Source organism: Burkholderia sp. 4M9327F10 (assembly GCF_005503145.1).
GTDB lineage: Bacteria > Pseudomonadota > Gammaproteobacteria > Burkholderiales > Burkholderiaceae > Paraburkholderia.
The window spans coordinates 89,581-101,962 of sequence record NZ_SCNV01000004.1 but is presented as its reverse complement, the minus strand read 5'-3'; the positions used below and the strand labels follow the sequence as shown (position 1 = coordinate 101,962).

General features: G+C 64.7%; 12 protein-coding genes and 2 tRNA genes. 10 read left to right on the top strand and 4 right to left on the bottom strand.

Going from position 1 to position 12,382, the window contains the following annotated elements; genetic code table 11:
• Positions 1-47: 47 nt before the first annotated feature.
• Entirely contained in the window at positions 48-710 is a 663-nt protein-coding gene (locus FFS45_RS06270; RefSeq protein ID WP_137953850.1) for a lactate utilization protein C, read from the bottom strand.
• 129 nt (positions 711-839) lie between these two features.
• Positions 840-2,039, bottom strand: a complete 1,200-nt coding sequence (pncB, locus tag FFS45_RS06265) for a nicotinate phosphoribosyltransferase (RefSeq protein WP_137953849.1) — start codon at positions 2,037-2,039, stop codon at positions 840-842.
• A 263-nt stretch (positions 2,040-2,302) separates the two neighbouring features.
• Here pncB and fdxA point away from each other — a divergent pair, with 263 nt between their 5' ends.
• The 8 genes from fdxA (at position 2,303) to FFS45_RS06225 (ending at position 6,880) form a co-directional block, all read left to right on the top strand.
• The gene (gene fdxA / locus FFS45_RS06260; RefSeq protein ID WP_090684436.1) at positions 2,303-2,626 is read left to right on the top strand and encodes a ferredoxin FdxA; all 324 of its coding nucleotides are present in this window, start codon (positions 2,303-2,305) and stop codon (positions 2,624-2,626) included.
• A gap of 176 nt (positions 2,627-2,802) precedes the next feature.
• Positions 2,803-2,878: transfer RNA gene (locus FFS45_RS06255), tRNA-Asn, on the top strand.
• Between the two features lie 59 nt (positions 2,879-2,937).
• A tRNA-Asn gene (locus FFS45_RS06250) sits at positions 2,938-3,013 on the top strand.
• A gap of 170 nt (positions 3,014-3,183) precedes the next feature.
• Complete coding sequence (locus tag FFS45_RS06245) at positions 3,184-3,663, top strand: CreA family protein (protein ID WP_137953848.1); 480 nt, start codon at positions 3,184-3,186, stop codon at positions 3,661-3,663.
• A gap of 87 nt (positions 3,664-3,750) precedes the next feature.
• The gene (locus FFS45_RS06240) at positions 3,751-4,578 is read left to right on the top strand and encodes an AraC family transcriptional regulator (protein ID WP_137953847.1); all 828 of its coding nucleotides are present in this window, start codon (positions 3,751-3,753) and stop codon (positions 4,576-4,578) included.
• 252 nt (positions 4,579-4,830) lie between these two features.
• On the top strand, positions 4,831-5,508 hold the full coding sequence (locus FFS45_RS06235; RefSeq protein ID WP_171029594.1) for an AzlC family ABC transporter permease: 678 nt from the start codon (positions 4,831-4,833) through the stop codon (positions 5,506-5,508).
• Complete coding sequence (locus FFS45_RS06230) at positions 5,505-5,828, top strand: AzlD domain-containing protein (protein ID WP_137953845.1); 324 nt, start codon at positions 5,505-5,507, stop codon at positions 5,826-5,828. The genes FFS45_RS06235 and FFS45_RS06230 overlap by 4 nt, the downstream gene beginning before the upstream one ends.
• Positions 5,829-6,103: 275 nt before the next feature.
• Positions 6,104-6,880 (top strand): DUF4088 family protein, encoded by a 777-nt coding sequence (locus FFS45_RS06225; protein ID WP_137953844.1) that lies wholly within the window; start codon positions 6,104-6,106, stop codon positions 6,878-6,880.
• 91 nt (positions 6,881-6,971) lie between these two features.
• Here the strand turns inward: FFS45_RS06225 and FFS45_RS06220 are convergent, their stop codons facing one another.
• Positions 6,972-9,122 (bottom strand): UvrD-helicase domain-containing protein, encoded by a 2,151-nt coding sequence (locus tag FFS45_RS06220; protein ID WP_137953998.1) that lies wholly within the window; start codon positions 9,120-9,122, stop codon positions 6,972-6,974.
• Positions 9,123-9,382: 260 nt separating this feature from the next.
• A complete protein-coding gene (locus tag FFS45_RS06215; protein ID WP_137953843.1) occupies positions 9,383-9,844 on the bottom strand; it encodes a hypothetical protein in 462 nt (153 codons plus the stop codon).
• A gap of 332 nt (positions 9,845-10,176) precedes the next feature.
• Between FFS45_RS06215 and FFS45_RS06210 the strand changes: the two genes are divergently transcribed.
• Positions 10,177-10,395, top strand: a complete 219-nt coding sequence (locus tag FFS45_RS06210) for an RNA-binding S4 domain-containing protein (protein WP_074265967.1) — start codon at positions 10,177-10,179, stop codon at positions 10,393-10,395.
• 211 nt (positions 10,396-10,606) lie between these two features.
• On the top strand, positions 10,607-12,007 hold the full coding sequence (locus tag FFS45_RS06205; RefSeq protein WP_137953842.1) for an MATE family efflux transporter: 1,401 nt from the start codon (positions 10,607-10,609) through the stop codon (positions 12,005-12,007).
• Positions 12,008-12,382: the final 375 nt, after the last annotated feature.

Genomic DNA, 12,382 nt, shown 5'->3' with positions numbered 1-12,382 from the left:
ACAGCGCGCGGGAGATACGGAAGGTAGATAAGCCAGCCGGGGCCGGTTCATGCGCCGCGCACAATGATCGCGTGGACCCGGTACGGCCCGTGCGCGCCGAGCACGATGGTCTGCTCGATATCACCGGTACGCGACGGTCCCGAGACGAAATTGACCGCGCGCGGCAGTTCGCCCCGCTCTGCGCGAATCAGGTTGAATGCGTCTTCATGACCGGCGACGATGCGCGATGCCGGCACGATTGCAATATGCGTTTCGGGCAGCAGGCCGGCAGACGCATAGGTTTCCGGTCCCGACAACAGCACGAGTGTGCCGGTCTCCGCCGTCGCGCAGAAACAACCGGTCATGCCGACCACGTCGCCATCTGCCGGTTTGCGAAATTCCACGGTAAGACCCGCTTCGGTCCAGTTGAGATCCTGCAGCGTTTGCCATGCGATCGCGCGCAGCGGCAGGCTGTGCTGCGCGAGATAGCGCTGCGCGGCGGCGGGCACATCGCTCAACGCTTCCACAGTCTCGACGGTAGTGGCCATCTCCTGCGCTTCAGCGGCAAAGCGTGCGGCGAGATCCTCGGGCATGGCGGGCCGTGGGCCTTGCGGATGGCGTTCGAGATAGCCGGCTGCGGCTTCGCGCTCGGAGGCGGCCGGCTCGGCTTCGCGGCCCTGGGCTGCGCGGATGCGCGCCAGGATGTTGCGGCGGGCGATCGATGTATCCATGGGCCAAATCCTCGCGAATGTCTCGTTACGATAGCCATGCGGCATCGCAAGGATTATACCGGCCACCTCGCGCGCAAACACTCGGCCAGATGGCTAAAACGGGCGCCTCGACGGCGCCCGCCGCACTGCTTACTTCGAGACCTCTTCCTCGTCCGGTTGCGCGATGCCGAACACCTGGCGCAGATAGGCAAGATAGGCCTTGTCGTCGCACATGTTCTTGCCCGGCGAGTCGGACAGCTTGGCGACCGGCTGCCCATTGCAGCGAACCATCTTGATGACGATCTGCAGCGGGTTATAGCCGAGGTCGTTGGTCAGGTTGGTGCCGACGCCGAAGGCAAGTTTGCAGCGGCCACGGAAGCGTTCGTAAAGTTGCAGGACCTTCGGGATGTCGAGCGCGTCGGAGAACACCAGGATCTTGGTGCGCGGGTCGCAGCGGTTCGCCTCGTAGTGCTTGAGAAGGCGCTCGCCCCAGTCGAACGGGTCGCCCGAATCGTGGCGGGCGCCGTCGAACAGCTTGCAGAAGTACATGTCGAAATCGCGCAGGAACGCCGCCATGCCGTACACGTCGGAAAGCGCAATGCCGAGGTCGCCGCGATACTCCTTCGCCCACATCTCGAAGCCGTAAATCTGCGAGTCGCGCAAGCGCGGCCCGAGCGCCTGACAGGCCTGCAGATACTCGTGCGCCATCGTGCCGAGCGGCGTAAGGCCATGCTTCATGGCGTAAAAGACGTTGCTCGTGCCGGTGAACTGTTCGCCGAGGTCGTCTTTGAGCGTCAGGATCACCTCTTCGTGCCAGCGCTTCGAGAAGCGGCGGCGTGTGCCGTAGTCGGCGATCTTGCAGGCCGCGAACTCGGGGCGCGCACCGAGCAGCTTGATCTTTTCGGACAGACGCTCGCGGCCTTCGCCATAGGCCGGCTCGCGCTGTGTGTTGCGGAAGTAGACCTCGTTGACGATCGCCAGCACCGGGATCTCGAACAGGATCGTATGCAGCCACGGACCCTTGATGTCGATCTCGATTTCGCCATTTCCCTTCGGCGACGCGGTGACCGAAATGTACTTTTCGTTCAGATGGAACAGCGCGAGAAACTCAATGAAGTCGCCCTTGATGAAGCGCATGCGCCGCAGATAATCGAGCTCGTCGTCGGTGAAGCGCAGATCGCACAGCTTGCGCACTTCGTCGCGAATCTCATCGATATACGGCACGAGATCGACATTCTGGGTCCGGCAGCGGAAGCGGTATTCCACGCTCGCGGCAGGGAAATGATGCAGAACGACCTGCATCATCGTGAACTTGTACAGATCAGTATCGAGCAGCGAAGTAATAATCATGATGGTGCGAACCGGACTGCAGCAATAACGGAAGGCCCGAACGGGGAGCCCATGCGCCTGCGGCACGCCCCTGCGCGCCGACCGTATGCATGTTACCCGAATGCGCACACCGGCATGGCGCAGGCGGGTTGCCCCGGGACCATAAACTAATCACAAAAACGTCTAAACCGGGCGGACCACTCCTGCATACGCTACTTGACGTTACGTTACAATAGCGCTTTTGGCGTCTCGCCTCCCCGATACCGCATGCAGGAGCTGCCTGAATGACTCACGTTGTGACCGAAAGCTGCATCAAGTGCCGCTATACCGACTGCGTCGATGTGTGCCCGGTGGACTGCTTTCGCGAAGGTCCCAACTTCCTCGCGATCGACCCCGATGAGTGCATCGACTGTGCTGTGTGCGTCGCCGAATGTCCGGTGAACGCCATCTACGCCGAAGAAGACGTGCCAGGCGACCAGCAGGACTTCATCGCGCTGAACGCGGATCTCGCCAAGAACTGGCCGAGCATCACCAAGACCAAGGCTCCGCTGCCCGAGGCCGACGAGTTCAAGGACGTAAAGGAAAAGCTGGCCCTGCTGGCTCGCTGAACCTGTACGGTCGGTGGCAACAGCCAGGCCGGGGCGCCCCGCAGCGGCACTCCGGTTCAACACACGGACTCGCTGCGGCCCAAGCGCCCAAGCGGTTCGGATGAAATTGGGATACGCCTAGGGTATTGACAGGTTCCCGAGCACCTCCTACAATTTCGTCTCTCTGCTGTTGTTGTTCCCCGATAGCTCAGTCGGTAGAGCGCCGGACTGTTAATCCGTAGGTCCCTGGTTCGAGCCCAGGTCGGGGAGCCAAGAATTGCAAAGGCCCGTTAACCAAAACGGGCTTTTTTATGTAAAGGTTGTACTGCTGTTCCTCGATAGCTCAGTCGGTAGAGCGCCGGACTGTTAATCCGTAGGTCCCTGGTTCGAGCCCAGGTCGAGGAGCCAAAAAATTCGAAGGCCCGCATCCGTGCGGGCCTTTTGTTTTTTGCGCTACCCGTATCACGCGGGCGTCTCACCGTCAGTCCGCTCTCCTGAACAGTGCGCGCCGCACTCACCCGCGTCATGCTTGCCGTTATACGATGGCGCTTTCCCTTCGCGATCATTCCGGTATGCCGATGAACTCCTCCTTGTTGCGTGTCACGTTCGCCCTTGCCGCCGCGTCCCTCGTCAGTCCGCTCGCACACAGCGAGGAAGTGGGCAGCGTCAACACCAATTTCCACGTGACCGGCTCGGACCGCGTGGTGGTCGAAGCCTACGACGACCCGCTTGTTCAGGGTGTCACCTGCTATGTGTCGCGCGCCCGCACCGGTGGCATCAAAGGCACGCTTGGCATCGCGGAAGATCCGACCGAAGCGTCGATTGCCTGCCGCCAGGTTGGGACCATCAAGTTCACCGGGCCGCTCAAGCAGCAATCCGACGTGTTCTCTGTCAGCATGTCGTTGATCTTCAAGACCCTGCATGTGGTACGTATCGTCGATCCGAAGCGCAATGCGCTGGTCTATCTGACCTACAGCGATCGTGTCGCCAGCGGTAGCGCCAAGAACAGCGTGAGCGCCGTATCGATGCCGGCCGGCACCACCATCCCGCTCAAGTAAAGGCCAGCCTTGCGCTAGCACCCAAAATACCCGGAGCACCCCATGCCCGGCTCGCGCTAAACTGACGAGCCAAGCTGGATTTTCATCATGACCGTGACCCGTTTTCGCGATTCCGCCCACTACTGGCGCACGCCGCTGTTGCCGGGCGCGGATCTGCTCACGGCCGAATATCACGATCACCAGTTCTCGCCGCACTGGCACGACGCGTACACCATCCCGGTGATTGTCGCGGGCGCCGAGGGCTATCGCTATCTGGGCACGGACTATGTTGCCGAGGCAGGCAGCGTGCCCATCATCAACCCGGGCGAGCTGCATACCGGCGCACGGGCAATCGAGGAAGGCTGGCGGTATCGCGTGCTGTATGCACCGGTGGATTTTATCCAGCAGCTCGCCACCGACGTCGCCGGCCAGCCCCAGGCGCTGCCGTGGTTCGAACCCGGTGTGATCCGCGATCTCGACCTCGCCCAGCGGCTTGCGCGGGCACATCGCCTGCTCGAAGCGCAAGCCGACCCGCTCGCAGCGCAAGCCGCGATGCTCGACGCCCTGTCGATGCTGCTGGTGCGCTACTCAGGCAACCGGACCAGGCCCGCCAGCCTCGCCGCCGACGACGCACGCGTGGCCACCATGAAGGAATGCCTGACCGGCGACCTTGCCGCCCCACTGTTATTGGCCGAGCTGGCGGGCGCGGTCGGCTTGTCGCCGTTTCATGCGGCGCGCCTCTTCACCCAGACGACTGGCTTGCCACCGCATGCGTGGCGCAATCAGGTCCGGCTGCAACGGGCGCTCGCGCCGTTGCGCGCGGGCGTCTCCGTCACCGAGGTGGCCGCGGCGAGCGGCTTCACCGATCAGAGCCATTTCACCCGGCACTTTAGGCGCATGTTCGGGGTGCCGCCGGGGCGCTGGCAGTCGGCCTGAGCGGCGGATCACACAAGCGCCCGGCGCGGGCCGCACGCACTGCCCAAGCGGCAAAAGCACACTGCAGAAGCACAAGCGGCGCGCCGGGTCCGACACCGGAACGCGCCGCCAGCTCACGCCATAGCAAGAACGTACAAGCCCTCCCTGCCCGGCAGCCCTTATGCTCGATGCACCAAGGAGGCAAGATTGACCCATCCCAAGCACCCAGCCCGATTCCAGGAATTGACCGCCGGCGCGCGCGACATCATCCCCATGATGGTCGGCGCGGCGCCGTTCGGCGTGATCTTCGGCACACTCGTCACGTCCGGCCCGCTGCACCTGTGGCACGGGCAATTGATGTCGCTCGTCGTCTTCGCCGGTTCGGCGCAGTTCATTGCGTTAGGCCTGATTGCCGGCCACGCGAGCTTTGCCGTAGTGTGGGCAACCACGCTCGTCGTCAATCTGCGCCACGTGCTGTACAGCGCCACGCTCGCGCCATACGTCTCGCATCTGCCGTTGCGCTGGCGCCTTGCGCTCGGCGGCGTGCTCACCGACGAAGTCTTCGCGGTCGCCTGGGCGCACTACCGGCACCATCCGCCCGGTTCGGTAAGCCCGTACTACTTCCTCGGCGCAGGCCTCGCCATGTACTTCAACTGGCAGGTCTGGACCCTGGCTGGCCTGCTGTTCGGCGCGGCATTCCCCGGCTTGCAGTCGCTCGGGCTCGATTTCGCCATGGTCGCCACCTTTATCGCGATCGTCGTGCCGCAGCTCGTCGCGCTGCGTTATTTCGCCGCCGCCGTCACAGCCGGCGCGCTGGCGTTCTTCTGGCAGGCGTGGCCGTACAAGCTCGGACTGCTCGCGGCCGTGCTGGCGGGGGTCGCGGTCGGCGTGCTGCTGTCCCTGTCGCACCCCAGCCGCTCGCAGCGGCGCACGGCGGGGGTGGCGCAATGAGCTACGTCGCTTTGATTCTCGGCATGGCGCTCATCACGTGGATGATCCGCGCCGCTGTGTTCGTGCTGGGCGACCGGCTGGTGTTCCCACCGCTCGTGCGCACCGCCCTCGGTTTCGTGCCGGTGACGGTGCTCACCGCCCTGATCGTGCCCATGGCGGTCTCGCCGCACGGTGGCGGCGCCGAACTCACCTGGCGCAATCCGCAACTGGTTGGCGCGCTCGCCGCAGTGGCCGTCAGCGCCCTCACACGCCGGCCGCTCCTGACCATCGCCGTCGGCCTGACGGTCTTTTTCGTCTGGCAAGGCGTCGTGCTGAAGTAGAGCGCGCCGCCTGGGTTCCGCCATCAGCCTTGTGCAGCGCCGCAAACGGCGCTGCACCCTGCGGCAAAAGCACGCTGCGCCCTCAAGTTTTACCCCGGTTCGCCGTTATGCAGTCGAGGTCCGCGCTTCGGGAAGTGACTCCCGCTGGTACGCGGCAACGAGCAGAAACAAGCTGGGTCAACCGCGTCGAGCATCGACGTCGCCCTCTCACGGGGGCTGTTCGCAGAAGGCGGCACTTTTGCGGTGCAGCGCGGGAAGACCAAACGGGATAACACATGGGTCAGATCACCCTTTCACTCAAAGACGAAACCGTCGCCAACTTGCGCAAGGACTTCGACGCTTTTTTGCGCGTCTCGCTCAAGCTCGACCCGCAATTCGCGACACCGTCGTTTGAGGACTTTCTGCGCGCCAAGCTGCTCGACAACATGGTGCCGCTCACCGAACACGCGGTGAAGCGGATGTTGCAGGGCGGTCAATACGCGTGGGCCAAACGCACGCTGGACAAGGAATTCCCCGATGTTGTCGCGATCCTGATGCAGCAGGCGACCGAGTTCGGCTTTGGTTTCGCGTCGCGCTCCGAGTGGACGCCCGAGGAGCTTGCGAAGCAGTGCCGCGACTGGGCGGCGGCGATCGTCAAGGAATCGGAGGGCGATGAGTCGCTGGTGGATCCGCTTGCGGCGCAGATCAAGGGGGCGGCTCAGGACATCCAGGCGCTGGAGGAAGCCATGCAGACACCGGCGTGGCGCCTTGTCGAGTCGCTGCGGCAGCGCGTGTACGAAGCGAAGGTGGCCTGCGAGACCAGCATCGGCAGCACGGCGCGCGAAAAGCTCGGCGAACTGCGCGGTCTGCTGCGCCTCGGCATCTCGCACGGCTCGTTCCAGAAGCAGGAAGCGCAGCAAATCATGGAATATCTGCGCCTGCTAAAGCCGGAAATCTTCGTGGAAGAGCCCTACGATGTCTTCTCGCGACTCGCCGCCTGGCTGCGCAATTTCTTTACACCGCCGCCGCGGCAGCAGGCACCGCAGCAACAGCAGCCCCGCCAGTCGCGCTAGGTTCGCCGGCGACGCCCGATGTATCAGGCGGGCTCAGGCGGGCATGAGGCTGGCAGCGGCAAGCTGCCCCGCTCCCGTCCACCGCCTGCCTTCAGTCCCACATTTTCCTCAGCTTTGCCGCAATCTCGAGCTTCGCCTGCGCCGCGGCGGCGAGCCCGGCTGCGCTCGGCGCCACCGGTTCGGGCACGCGCGGCCACGCATAGGCGTCGAAGAGCGGCAGCAGGTGCACCGGGATGAACCGCGTGCGCGACGCCCAGACGTGGCGGTCGCCCAGATGCGTCTGGTTATGCACGTAGAAGCGCTGCGGCACGACGATATGCAGATCCTCCTTCGCGCGCGTCATGGCCACATAAAGGAGGCGGCGCTCTTCGTCGATCTCCTCTTCGCTGCCGGTGCCGAGATCGGAAGGAATGCAGCCGTCGACGCCATTCAGAACAAATACGTTGCGCCACTCCTGACCTTTCGCCGAGTGAATCGTCGAGAGAATCAGGTAGTCCTCGTCGAGTAGCGGCACGCCCGATTCGCCACTGGTGGCGTCCGGTGGGTCGAGCGTCAGCTCCGTCAGGAAGCGCTCGCGCGATGCGTAAGTGCCGGCAATGCTCTCCATTTGCAGCAGATCCGCGTGACGGATGGCGGCGTCTTCGTGATTGCGCTCGAGGTGCGGTTCGTACCAGCGGCGAATCAGCTCGAACTCGGCCGGCCACGGCGAACTCCGGTTGCACAGGCTCGACATCAGCGCGACAAAGGGCCGCCAGTCTTCGAGTGCACGCGGTGGCGGCGCGAAGGCTGCGAGAGCGCCAGCAGCCGCATCAGGTGACGCTGTGGACGTGCCGGTGCCGGTGCCGGTGCCGGTGCCGATGGCCGCCACCGCATCGAGCGCCCGCGCGGCCGTTGCCGGGCCGACGCCGGGCAAAAGCTGCATGACCCGGAACCCGGCCACCCGGTCGCGCGGATTCTCGGCAAAGCGCAGCACCGCGAGCAGGTCTTTGACATGCACCGAATCGAGAAACTTGAGGCCGCCGAACTTCACGAACGGAATATTGCGCCGGGTCAGCTCGATTTCGAGCGCGGCGCTGTGGTGCGCCGCGCGAAACAGCACCGCTTGCGCCTTGAGCTTCATGCCGGCTTCGCGTGCTTCGAGCACCTGCTCGACCACATAACGCGCCTGCTCAGGCTCGCCGGCCACGCTCACGAGACGCGGGCGCTGCGCCGAGGCCTTGTCGGTCCAGAGATTCTTGGTGAAGCGCTCGCTGGCGAGTTCGATCACCGCATTCGAGGCGGCCAGGATCGGCTGCGTGGAGCGGTAATTGCGCTCGAGGGTGACCTGCCTCGCGGGCGGATTGAAATGGCCCGGAAAATCGAGAATGTTGCGCACCGTCGCGCCGCGAAACGAGTAGATCGACTGGGCGTCGTCGCCCACCACGGTCAGGCCGCGGCCGTCAGGCTTCAAGGCGAGCAGGATCGACGCCTGCAGGCGGTTGGTGTCCTGATACTCGTCGACCAGCACGTGGTCGAAGCGGCCGGCAAGGTCGTCGGCAATCGCCGGTTGTCCGGCCATCAGCGACCAGTAAAGCAGCAGATCGTCGTAGTCGAGCACGCTCTGCTTCTGCTTGGCTTCGACATAGTTCGCGAACAGCATGCGCAGATCCGCCTCCCATTCACGGCACCACGGAAACGCGCTCGCCAGCACATCGGCGAGCGCCGCGCCAGTATTGACGACGCGCGAGTAGATCGCAAAACAGGTGCCCTTCGACGGGAAACGCCGCTCTTTCGCCGACAGGCCGAGCTCGTGCCGAACCAGGTTCATCAGATCGGCGGAATCCTCGCGGTCGTTGATCGTGAAGGTGGGCGCAAGACCAATCAGGTCCGCATATTCGCGCAGGAGGCGCGCCCCTATCCCATGAAACGTGCCGGACCAGCTTAGCCCCTGCGCAACCGGAGCGCGTGCACCGAGCGCCTGGGTGGCGATGCGCGTAACGCGGCGGGTCATCTCGAGCGCGGCCCGGCGCGAGAACGTCAACAGCAGGATGCGGCGCGGATCGACGCCGTTGACCACCAGATACGCAACCCGATGCGCCAGCGTGTTGGTCTTGCCCGAGCCAGCACCGGCAATTACCAGCAAGGCGCCGGGTGGCTGCGTGAGATTGCCTGCACCGTATTCGACGGCTTCGCGCTGGGCGTCGTTGAGCCTGGCCAGCCAGGCGGCGGTATCGGACGGCGCGGGTTCGGCGACGGAGAGCACAGGGGTCCGGGGCAACAGGTCGGGAAACGGATGAAGAAACACGCCGGAAATCGAACTCGAAAACCAGCGGAACGGGTCAGCGTCGCATACTGTATATCCATACAACCCGCGTCGACAAGCGCCCTTTTTTCAGCGTGCCGGGAGCAGCCCCTCGAACTGCGCGTCAGGCAAAACGAAGCGGCCCGGGCGCTACCGCGCTCCGGGCCGCCAGGGGCCGGCGAGTGTGGCGGCGGGCAAACCCGCCGCCCCGTACAGCATGCTCAGTGCTTGACGTCCGAGCTGTCGTCCTGGGCCGGCGTCTGGCCTTGCATGTTCATCTTCATCTCGTTGTTGGCAGTCTGCTTGTCAGCCTTCTGGTTCAGCTTGGCGTCGCGAACCTGTTCCTTGTATTGCGACTTCGCGGCGGCCTGCTGTTCCTTCAGTTGCTGCTTCGACGCCTTCTTCGAGGCGCGATACTCGGCGTTGGCCTTCGCGTCGGCATCGCGCTTTTGCACCAGCGGATCGGTCGAACCCTGGGCCGTCAGGCGCTGCGGCGCCGACGGAGCCGGCTGGACGCCTTGCGCTGCCGGGGCTGCGGTGTCGGCGCCGGGCGCCGTCATTTGCTGGCCGGCTGCGGCGGCATCCGGTTGCGCGGCGGTCTGCGCAAACGCGGCGGTGGCGCCCAACGTGGTCAAGGCGGCGCTCAGGGCGGTACCGATCAGGAGCGAACGAATCTGGGTCATGGCTATCCTCTCTAAAATTGTTGTCAGGACCTGGGCGCGGGCGCTGAACTGCCAATGCAGTGCCAATGCAGTGCCGCGGCAGCAAGCCGCTGTCAGCGATGCGCTACCGCCTTGCGCCCAGTCTGTTGTTGCCAGCCACTAAATGCAGCAGGCCCTTCTACAGACACCCACTTTACGAGTGAAGTTCGTGATAAACCGCCACTGTTACGGAACGTTTCATTTTCTGACAATCAGATAACATTCGCTTGCAGTTACCCGATTCACCTGTGGACCGGCCTGCGGACAGGCTTCTGGCTTATCATGCGAACCCTTTTCACCATGCCGCAATCGCCATGCCCAATCTCGATTTCACGCTGACCGGCGACTACGTCGAACTGCACAATCTCCTGAAGATCACCGGGCTGGCCGATAGCGGCGGCTCCGCCAAGCTGATGGTGGCCTCGGGCGCCGTCACCGTGGACGGTCAGGTTGAGCTGCGCAAAACCTGCAAAATCCGCGCGGGCCAGGTCGTTTTGCTTGGGGACACCCGAATCGCCGTGCACGAGGCCTAGCGCCGCCGCAGTTGCCTGCGCGGCCGCCGTCCGCGCAGCCGCTGCATGACCGCTGCATGACCGCTGCATGACCGTTTGGCCCCGCCAGCCGGCGCGCCAAAAAATCCGCACCAAAAATGTGCTTACAGATCGACAACAGCACGCCTACACAATAAGCTGTCAGCTTTCACAGAGAAAACCACGCGGGCGCAGCCCGCATCGTGTCCCGTTCATGACCCAATCCGGCCTCTCCCGGGTGGCCGTCCCGCCGCCTACCCTTACGCGCCACGCCGCCGACACCGCCCGCCTCGCCGCCCCGCTCGCCATTGCCCAGCTGTCGCAGATGGCAATGGGCGTCACCGACACCATCCTGCTCGGCTCGCTCGGCCCGGACGCGCTGGCCGCCGGCGGCCTCGGCGCCAACCTGTTCTTCGTGGTCGTCACGTTGCTGCAGGGTGTGCTGACCTCGGTGAGCGTGAGCGTCTCGCACGCCCGTGGCGCTCAGGCCGAGGAGCGCGTGCCGCACATCTACTGGACCGGCCTTGTGATGTCGGTGCTGTTGTCGATTCCCGCGTTCGCGCTGCTGTCGTTTGCGAGCCCCATCCTGCTTGCCTTCGGCGAACCGCCCCTGCTTGCGCACAACGTCGGCGAGTACGCCGCCGTCCTGCGCTGGGGCGCGCTCGGCAGCCTGATCGGCATTGGCCTGATGCGCTCGTTCCTGCCGGCCATCGGCGCGGCAAAGCGCCTGCTGTGGGTGTCGCTGGCGGGGGTTTTCGTCAACGGTTTCCTGAACTACGGCCTGATCCACGGCGCGTACGGCCTGCCGCGCCTCGGCTTTCTCGGCTCGGCGTGCGCCACCACGATCACGGTCTGGATCACGGCGCTGGTGCTGATGGCGTGGCTGCATCTGCGGCCGCGCTATCGCCATTTCGTCACGGCGACCCGGCCGAAATTGCCGTTGATGGGCGAGCTGTTCGGCATCGGCTGGCCGGTCGCAATCACCTATGGCGTCGAATCCACGCTGTTTCTGGCCACCGGCCTGATGGTCGGCCTGCTCGGCGAAGCGCAGCTCGCGGCGCACCAGATCGCGCTGAACGTCGCCTCGGTCGCCTTCATGGTGCCGCTCGCAATCGGCCAGGCGGCCAACGTGCGGGTCGGCTACTGGTCGGGCGCCGGGCAGCCGCTCGCCGCGCGCCATGCCGGCTTCGTGGCGATCGCGCTCGGCGTGGCCTTCATGTCGTTATCGGGGCTCGTGCTGATCCTCGCGCCGCACTGGATTGTCGGCCTCTACCTGCATCTGGACGATCCCGCCAACGCCGCCACGGTCGCACTCGCCAAGTCGCTGCTCGGCGTGGCCGCCATCTTCCAGATCGTCGACGGCATGCAGACGGTCGGCTCCGGTTGCCTGCGCGGTCTGAAGGACACCCGTGTGCCGATGCTGGCCGCGGCGTTCGGCTACTGGGGCATTGGCTTTCCGACCGGCTACACGCTGGCGTTCCACTTCGGGCTCGGCACCAGCGGTTTGTGGTGGGGCCTCGCGGCCGGCCTCGCGAGCGTCGCGCTGCTGATGACGCTGCGTTTCCACAAGCTCAGCCTGCGCAGCGTTGCACCCGTGCCGCAGCCCTCGGCTTGACGCCTGCCGCAGCATGCGGCCCCGCTCTTGCCATGCGCTCCAACCGGACAAGCTAAGCAAAGCAGGTATCGTTAGTTGGGGCGGCTCACGCCGCGCGATACGATAAGACCGTCTTCTTGACACTCCTTCCTCTGACGGGGAATGAAACTGGGTTTGAACCCGCGCACTGCGCGGGTTCTTTTTTTCCGGCGCTGTTTCGAGCCCAGGTTCCGGCTCAGGTCCCCGTTCAGGCAACGCGTTCGCGCGAACGGTAAAATACGCGCCGGTTGCCTCGCAGACCCACTCCGGTTACCCGGCAGCCCGCCGCGTCTCATAAGGACGCGCGCCGCCTCACGGCCAGCGATCCGCTGTCCCATCATGCGCCGCACCGCAGGC

Coding starts and splice junctions, on each gene's coding strand:
- pncB (WP_137953849.1), bottom strand. CDS start 2,039: ATGATTATTACTTCGCTGCTCGATACTGATCTGTACAAGTTCACGATG.
- FFS45_RS06235 (WP_171029594.1), top strand. CDS start 4,831: ATGATGGTCGGCGCGGCGCCGTTCGGCGTGATCTTCGGCACACTCGTC.
- FFS45_RS06270 (WP_137953850.1), bottom strand. CDS start 710: ATGGATACATCGATCGCCCGCCGCAACATCCTGGCGCGCATCCGCGCA.
- FFS45_RS06240 (WP_137953847.1), top strand. CDS start 3,751: ATGACCGTGACCCGTTTTCGCGATTCCGCCCACTACTGGCGCACGCCG.
- FFS45_RS06230 (WP_137953845.1), top strand. CDS start 5,505: ATGAGCTACGTCGCTTTGATTCTCGGCATGGCGCTCATCACGTGGATG.
- FFS45_RS06215 (WP_137953843.1), bottom strand. CDS start 9,844: ATGACCCAGATTCGTTCGCTCCTGATCGGTACCGCCCTGAGCGCCGCC.
- FFS45_RS06210 (WP_074265967.1), top strand. CDS start 10,177: ATGCCCAATCTCGATTTCACGCTGACCGGCGACTACGTCGAACTGCAC.
- FFS45_RS06225 (WP_137953844.1), top strand. CDS start 6,104: ATGGGTCAGATCACCCTTTCACTCAAAGACGAAACCGTCGCCAACTTG.
- FFS45_RS06245 (WP_137953848.1), top strand. CDS start 3,184: ATGAACTCCTCCTTGTTGCGTGTCACGTTCGCCCTTGCCGCCGCGTCC.
- FFS45_RS06205 (WP_137953842.1), top strand. CDS start 10,607: ATGACCCAATCCGGCCTCTCCCGGGTGGCCGTCCCGCCGCCTACCCTT.
- fdxA (WP_090684436.1), top strand. CDS start 2,303: ATGACTCACGTTGTGACCGAAAGCTGCATCAAGTGCCGCTATACCGAC.